Origin of the sequence: Acinetobacter kyonggiensis, assembly GCF_900107285.1 — a bacterium.
GTDB lineage: Bacteria > Pseudomonadota > Gammaproteobacteria > Pseudomonadales > Moraxellaceae > Acinetobacter > Acinetobacter kyonggiensis.
Map to the genome: position 1 here is coordinate 38,793 of NZ_FNPK01000023.1, position 6,336 is coordinate 45,128.

At 37.1% G+C, this 6,336-nt stretch carries 7 protein-coding genes and 1 tRNA gene; 5 read left to right on the plus strand and 3 right to left on the minus strand.

The window, feature by feature from the left end:
* Window positions 1–62 precede the first annotated feature (62 nt).
* Entirely contained in the window at window positions 63–1,457 is a 1,395-nt protein-coding gene (gene fumC, locus BLV99_RS14670; protein ID WP_092692064.1) for a class II fumarate hydratase, read from the plus strand.
* Window positions 1,458–1,759: 302 nt separating this feature from the next.
* On the opposite strand, the gene BLV99_RS18340 is transcribed toward fumC, so the two are convergent.
* Together BLV99_RS18340 and BLV99_RS14685 are read right to left on the minus strand one after the other, a co-directional pair.
* Entirely contained in the window at window positions 1,760–1,990 is a 231-nt protein-coding gene (locus tag BLV99_RS18340; protein WP_213030964.1) for a site-specific integrase, read from the minus strand.
* 726 nt (window positions 1,991–2,716) lie between these two features.
* Entirely contained in the window at window positions 2,717–3,685 is a 969-nt protein-coding gene (locus BLV99_RS14685) for a hypothetical protein (protein ID WP_092692068.1), read from the minus strand.
* A 237-nt stretch (window positions 3,686–3,922) separates the two neighbouring features.
* Here BLV99_RS14685 and BLV99_RS18555 point away from each other — a divergent pair, with 237 nt between their 5' ends.
* The 4 genes from BLV99_RS18555 (at window position 3,923) to BLV99_RS14700 (ending at window position 5,968) form a co-directional block, all read left to right on the plus strand.
* Window positions 3,923–4,168 carry a hypothetical protein gene (locus BLV99_RS18555; protein ID WP_244516329.1) on the plus strand — a complete coding sequence of 82 codons (246 nt, stop codon included), beginning with the start codon at window positions 3,923–3,925 and terminating at the stop codon, window positions 4,166–4,168.
* Window positions 4,156–4,791: a hypothetical protein gene (locus tag BLV99_RS14690; RefSeq protein ID WP_244516330.1), complete on the plus strand. Its 636-nt coding sequence runs from the start codon at window positions 4,156–4,158 to the stop codon at window positions 4,789–4,791. The genes BLV99_RS18555 and BLV99_RS14690 overlap by 13 nt, the downstream gene beginning before the upstream one ends.
* 530 nt (window positions 4,792–5,321) lie before the next feature.
* Entirely contained in the window at window positions 5,322–5,615 is a 294-nt protein-coding gene (locus BLV99_RS14695) for a hypothetical protein (protein WP_086185526.1), read from the plus strand.
* 276 nt (window positions 5,616–5,891) lie between these two features.
* A tRNA-Met gene (locus BLV99_RS14700) sits at window positions 5,892–5,968 on the plus strand.
* Between the two features lie 105 nt (window positions 5,969–6,073).
* Here the strand turns inward: BLV99_RS14700 and BLV99_RS14705 are convergent.
* Window positions 6,074–6,336 (minus strand): integrase core domain-containing protein (locus tag BLV99_RS14705; RefSeq protein WP_005401423.1); only part of this gene is annotated, 263 nt, incomplete at its 5' end.

A 6,336-nucleotide genomic window follows, 5' to 3' on the forward strand; every position in this document is an offset into this window, starting at 1 on the left:
TGAATGTGTCAAAACATAATGAAAGAGCAAAGCTATAAAATTACAGGGAAATGAGGTTAATCATGCAAACACGTATTGAACATGACACTATGGGCGAGGTTGAAGTTCCGAGTGAGGCAATGTGGGGCGCGCAAACACAGCGTAGTTTGCAAAACTTTAAAATTGGGCAAGAGCGCTTACCACGAGCGATGATTCGGGCGATGGGCTTAGTCAAAAAAGCGGCTGCCATCACCAATGCTGAGTTAGATCAAATCCCTCATGAGTTGTCACATTATATTGTGAATGCGGCAGAGGAAGTAATCTTGGGTGATTGGGACGCACAGTTCCCATTGGTGGTATGGCAAACAGGTTCTGGTACGCAAAGTAACATGAACTGTAATGAAGTGATTGCAAACATTGCCAATCAGAAACTGGGGAACCCTTTAGGTTCGCAAAAACCAGTACATCCCAATGATCATGTGAACCGCGCACAATCAACCAATGATTCATTTCCAACCGCCATTCATGTGGCAGCCAGTTTACAAATTAATGAATTGCTGATTCCAGCAGTCACACGTTTACGCGATACTTTGGCGGCTAAAGCGCAAGAATTTTCTGATATTGTTAAAATTGGTCGTACCCATTTACAAGATGCAACGCCATTAACACTGGGTCAGGAATTTAGTGGCTATGTTTCTCAGCTTGATCATGGTTTAAAGCGTTTAGATTATGCCTTATTGGGTTTATATGAGTTACCTTTAGGCGGTACGGCAGTGGGTACAGGGTTAAATGCTCATCCTGATTATGCGGTAAAAGCAGCAGCACAGTTGGCAACATTGACTGGTTTGGCTTTTGTGACTGCACCAAATAAATTTGAAGCTTTAGCAGGGCGTGATGCCGCAGTTTTTGCTTCAGGTGCTTTAAAAACCTTGGCTGCTAGTTTAAATAAAATTGCCAACGATATTCGTTGGTTAGCCAGTGGTCCACGCTGTGGTTTTGGTGAGATTCGTATTCCTGAAAATGAACCGGGTTCAAGCATTATGCCGGGTAAAGTGAATCCAACTCAAAGTGAAGCCATGACTATGGTGGTTGCCCAAGTGCTGGGCAATGATACGACCATTAATGTCGCCGGGGCTTCAGGTAACTTCGAGCTAAATGTCTTTATGCCCGTCATTGCATTTAATTTATTACAATCTATTCAACTGTTGGGTGATGCGTGTAATAGTTTCAATGATCACTGTGCTGAAGGGATTGAACCCAACCGTGAAAAAATTGACTATTTCCTACATAACTCACTGATGCTGGTCACGGCTTTAAACCCTGTTATTGGTTATGAAAATGCCGCAAAAGTAGCAAAAACAGCGTATAAAGAAGGCAAGACCTTGAAGCAAGTTGCTGTTGAATTGAACTTAGTGACCGCAGAACAGTTTGATGCCGTGGTGATTCCTGAAAATATGGTTTCACCTAACAGCAAATAATCATTTGATTGCTTGAAGTTTTATCAATTGATCATCAGTGGTTTTTATCTTATGCATATATGCGTACAATATAACTAGAAATTAACTGCTGATGATTGATTATGCTTGATGTTTATTTAACATGTATTTTAATTTTTGTTAAATAATTGTTTTGCATAGTATTTTGTATGTCATTTTACCGCTCAAATATAGGAAAAATGGCTATTGTGGACACTATAGAAAACAACGAGTTAGCATATAGTTTGCTCGGCAGTTCAGCCAATTAAAAAGCCACTTGTAAAAGTGGCTTTATTGTTTGTTGATCAAGCTGTATTAAAGGGAAGATCAATACCAACATCTGCATCATTCCAAATAAGCTCATGACTAGATGCATAAATTTCTGTCATTTTTTCAGTTGCATAACCTGCCAACGTTTGGGCTGATTTACCAGCTTTTTTATGCAAGTGAATGGACAGAGCACGAATTTCATGAAAACTTGGTAGTTGGCGACCATTTAATTCAGGATAAGCATTGGCTGCTCTGCTTGCATTCAAAAACTCCCTAGAAACATATTGAGCTTCGATTTGTGTCCAATGCACTTTGGTTTGACTACGGTTTTTAGTCTTCCTTTTGGGACTCTGTGAATAATGTATGGGCTTAAAATATTAACTTTGCAATGATCTAAAACAGGCTGTAATTCATCATTAATTTTAATTAGCACATATCAAACACCTTCCAATAATTCAAAATCATCTTCTGGGTCGTCTGTAGTTTTTTCTTGTGCAATGTGTAAAAAGCCATCTTTAATGTCGGTCCATTTCATATTAATGATGTCTATGCGTCGCTGTGTTGTGGGTTAAGTGGAAATTATATGTATTTTGAGTATGCGAAGAAAAGGATTGGTAGTGATGTCAGTATTGTCAATAATCTACTTATTCATGAAGGAAAGCCCAGTATGCTAAGAATATTTGGCTTTTTTATGTTGATTTTATTTGTAGTATTATCAATTTCTTACAAGTCATTTGTGTATTTCAACTGAGGATACCGTTGATGCCTCTGAGATTGTCGAGCTGTCACCGATATTACGGCGTTTAGTTCCTACAAATGTTGTGGTCAAGGTTCATTCAAAGGCTTTGGATGTTGAGTTGGGGAATAGCTTAATAGGTGCAGCGGTATATGATAAGGTTTATCAGGTGATTGATTTCAGCGATTAAGATTGAAAGTTGCAAATTCTGGGGGATATAAAAAGGCGGGTTTCCCCACCTTTTTATATTTTATTATCAAGGGTTAGTTGGTAATTCTCTAAAGCCTAGATATAGTCCATAAGCAGCTTTTTGATCAAAAGATGAACATAAACCAGATTTAAGTGAAGGATCAATATTTTTACTTAGATCGACTTTTTTGTTTGATGTGTAATCGCCAAAATATAACTTTCCATTTAATTCCACTACGACCATTTGGTGTTCATCTGAAATCTCTCCATCAGCTTTTTTTACATATGCAACATTCTTATTTGCCCACTGTTCTGTAATAACATTTAAACCCTGATTTTTTCTCTCATTTACCCAAGCTGAATATGTTTTATTGACTAAATTATTCTTATCAAATTCAATAGTAGAGTGTGAAATTTGGGTGCTTAAGAACTGGTAACATTCAGCTCCCTCAGGAAAAGTTTGAGTAGATTTGAAAAAGGCAAGTCTAAGCCTTAAAAATTCAGTTGGTTCTGAGTTGAGATTTTCAGAAGCGAAAATAGAGTTTATTACTTCCGAAGAGTTAATTTTCTTTTTAGAAAGACTAAGTGTCTTAAATGTAATGGTTTTAGTTAGACCACCTTTGTGCTGGTCATACGAAGTTATTACAGTACCTTTATCATTTTTTTCTAAATATAGAGGCAGGCTATAACCATTAGATTCATATAATTTATCTTTAGTAAGAGTAAAATCATATTCTGTATAAGGATTTTCAGCCGTAGCATATTGTTGTTCAAAATCAACTTGTGTTCTAGTGGTTATTGAAACATTATTATCACGTAATATTAGTGATTCACTAAATATTTTATATAACTCCCTTCCCATAGAATCATTTCTTTCACCTATTAATTTGTAAGTATGCATTGGAAATTTAATTGAAGTATTAGCTGCACTATTATTATAGTTGTCACCTGTGCCACCTTCACCACATGCAGAGATAGTTAAGCCTATTAGGGAAATCAAACTTAGTTTTGAAAATTTTGAAGTTAATAATTGCATTATTGAATTACCCGAATTTTAAATTAATATAAAGTATGTATTTAAAAATAATAAGAATTTAGCAAGTGCTATTCTAAAAAATTGAAGGAATTCTATATCAATTTAGAAATTTTTCCTTCAATTATTTTTAACAAAAGGTAAAAAAATGGTTACACGGTTTTGATTGGAACATTCCAAAACCTACACTGCGCTGTCTTGCCAAAATAGCCCTAATAATCACTTATTGGGGCTTTTTTCATGGCTGATACAGCTCGAAAAACCAAGAAAATTAAATACAACTTATTTGAGCGTGGTCGCCAGCATTCAGGTAAAAACCGCGCCAATGTTGATATGAAAGAAATGATCAATCAGATTAACCATCCTAGAGTTCAGGAAATGATTAAGTCAGGAACTATGTATGGCTATAACGGGCATGAGATCCGCCGCCGTTACGGCAGTTCCCGCCTGAATCTACGCTCATTGATGGCAAAGTGGTGTATTTAGAGGCAGCATTTAGAACACTTGAGTCTTATGCGGATAAAAATGGTGATGTAACCCATGTAGCAGAATTTCTCGATAATGCAGCAGGGGAACATGCCCGCAAGCAGTATCTAGCCCGTGTAGGCGGTTTCAGTTCTGCTCAGGATTACCGTCGTTCTGGACTCGGTTTAGTACCAGTTAATTTCTATGGTTATGATTATGTCATGCAGCCGAACTATACAACAAACGTGGGGGATGGCCAGCTGTTCGATGGACTTGCAGTAACAGAACAGCAAGAAGGTCTTGTTTCCTATTTTGACAGTGCAACTGATATTTCCTTACTATCACCGTCTGAAGCGATGATTGCGAATATGCTAGAACAGCAAATTGTGCGTGATTTTGACAATATCCATGCACAGCTTCAGCAACTCAATGAACATGCTTTAGATCAAGTGGATATGTTGGCAATCAGCTGGCTAAACGTGATCAGTGTGCAGCATTACAGGTGCATCGAACACAAGATTTTTACCTGGCATGGTCGGGGAATACGTTCTTTTGATTCAGTGTGTGATGAAGCAGAGCAGCTGCTGACTGTTAGCGATTTAGGCAAGTCACAAGATTGCTACCGCGTATACAGTCACATCTAACAAAGAGCAAAATGTTGATGATGTAGATCCAACGATGCTGCCGTTTAGTATTTGATTCTAAAGCTGACTAATATTTCACAGAAAACCATGAGATGCGGTGATCTTTAATTAGGTCATGGTCTGAAATGGTGACTAATGTGCGCAGTTGGGCTTTTGTAATTGATAGAGATTTAAATTGAATGTCAGTATTTGAGTATATCGGAAAATATGATTTTTTTAACAAAAAATAAACATAATACCGATTGGTAAAAAAATAAAACCTACTATTATAGTCAAGTTAATGATTCTCCACTTTAACTGGTTATCCAGTTTCCAGCCTGCACCTTCCCCAAGATGCAGGTTTTTTTTGATGGCTATTTTATCCCTTAACTGGTTTAGAAATGAATCTAGCCGTCACCATGCGCCATTAGCTCAGCTGGATAGAAGGGATAGACCAGAAGTTCAATTTTTGTATGGCGCACCAGTTATTTATTAGCTGAATGGGTATTGTTGATTGCTGGTATAGTGAGTTGCTATAAGGGCTATTAACTATGTATGAAACCTATAAATATTTATATACACATATAAGTACATTTGGCTCTCTGCCAACACATAAAGTATTTCTGAACAGTACAAGCAATAAATCAAAATTAATTTTTGCTGATAATACTTTCATTTATGGTTTAGTTTCTGATTGGACTTTAAATAATTCAGCTTTTGGCAGTAGGAAATCTGAATGGGAAGAGGAACCTAAACCTTTTTTAGAAAATGAAAGAAAGAGATTAATTTTATACAAATGTGCTCATCCTCTATTTCAAACCGAGTCGGCGGTAAGATCGGTTTAGTTGAGTGGTTCTGTTATAGTGAGCTTGATCGAATCCGTAAGCGGAACGGTAGTGTTTGAGTTGTTATAGGAATCGCGTATTCCCATCAAATAGATTCAGGTGAGTATTCGCCTAATTCAGACAGTTAACGCAAAGCATGAGATCGCAGCATGCCGATCTATAAAGCCCACAGCTATTAGTGGGCTTTTTAATATCTAAATGGATAAAGGATTTTTTAAATATATTTAATAATGTTTGTATTACTTATCTTAAACGCGTATAAAGTCACTTCGTTGATGCGGGATGGAGCAGTCTGGTAGCTCGTCGGGCTCATAACCCGAAGGTCGTTGGTTCAAATCCAGCTCCCGCTACCAACGAAAAAGATTTAAAGTTTATAACCTAATTTACTTCATGTAAAAGAGGTGGTCCCACATGTTTGAACAACTAAAAGCTTATTTATAAGTGATACTCTGCTCTAGTTAAGCTACCTTATTTTGTTGTGGTAGCTGGTCATAGTAAAACTCATCTGGAGTCATTTTGTCCAGACTCGAATGAGGTCGTTTCAAATTATAAAATTCAAAATATGCGTTTAATTGCTTCTTCGCATCCAAAACATTGCTGTAGGCTTTGAGATACACCTCTTCATATTTAACGCTCCGCCATAATCGTTCAACCATCACATTATCAACCCATCGACCTTTACCATCCATGCTGATTTGGATGTCATTTGATTTCAATACAT

What these genes read in the sequence shown, in the direction of transcription:
- fumC (WP_092692064.1), top strand. Translation starts at nt 63, where the DNA reads ATGCAAACACGTATTGAACATGACACTATGGGCGAGGTTGAAGTTCCG.
- BLV99_RS14685 (WP_092692068.1), bottom strand. Translation starts at nt 3,685, where the DNA reads ATGCAATTATTAACTTCAAAATTTTCAAAACTAAGTTTGATTTCCCTA.
- BLV99_RS18555 (WP_244516329.1), top strand. Translation starts at nt 3,923, where the DNA reads ATGGCTGATACAGCTCGAAAAACCAAGAAAATTAAATACAACTTATTT.
- BLV99_RS14695 (WP_086185526.1), top strand. Translation starts at nt 5,322, where the DNA reads ATGTATGAAACCTATAAATATTTATATACACATATAAGTACATTTGGC.